At 46.3% G+C, this 417-nt stretch carries 1 pseudogene; it reads left to right on the top strand.

Features of this window, described 5'->3' with window-relative positions:
- A pseudogene (locus ACTHSL_RS13085) lies at positions 1-147 on the top strand (IS5/IS1182 family transposase); the annotation flags it as partial.
- Between the last annotated feature and the right edge of the window lie 270 nt (positions 148-417).

Raw genomic sequence — 417 nt, 5'->3', positions numbered from 1 at the left:
GCCATGATTGCCAAACACATCGACCGCTTCCCACTATTGAAGTTGGATCAAGTGATTGATTGGCAACCGATCGAACAGTACCTGAATCTTCAAAGAACCCGTTACCTTCGAGACCACCGCGGCCGTCCCGCCTATCCCCTGCTATCCGAGACCTTTGCAAAAAAAGCCTTTCCTTCGACAGCCGAAACACAAACACAGGTTTTCGGCTGTTTTCGCCCCTAATTACGCCTAATTTTACCCAAATACCCCCTTAATCCTCCCCGGATACCTGGTTATCAGGCATCTGAAAGAACATCGGTTGTTGGACGGCATTATGCGCAAACCGCCATATAGTTTGCCGATATTCATCCTCCTTTGAGAATGGGCTGAAAAAAATTTTAGGGCTTTTTACTGCTAATATAGTTGGTACCAATATAG

Source organism: Neisseria sp. P0008.S010 (genome assembly GCF_051962715.1).
Taxonomy (GTDB): Bacteria; Pseudomonadota; Gammaproteobacteria; order Burkholderiales; family Neisseriaceae; genus Neisseria; species Neisseria elongata.
Note: the sequence above shows the minus strand (reverse complement) of the source record. Positions and strands in the feature narration are given on the sequence as shown.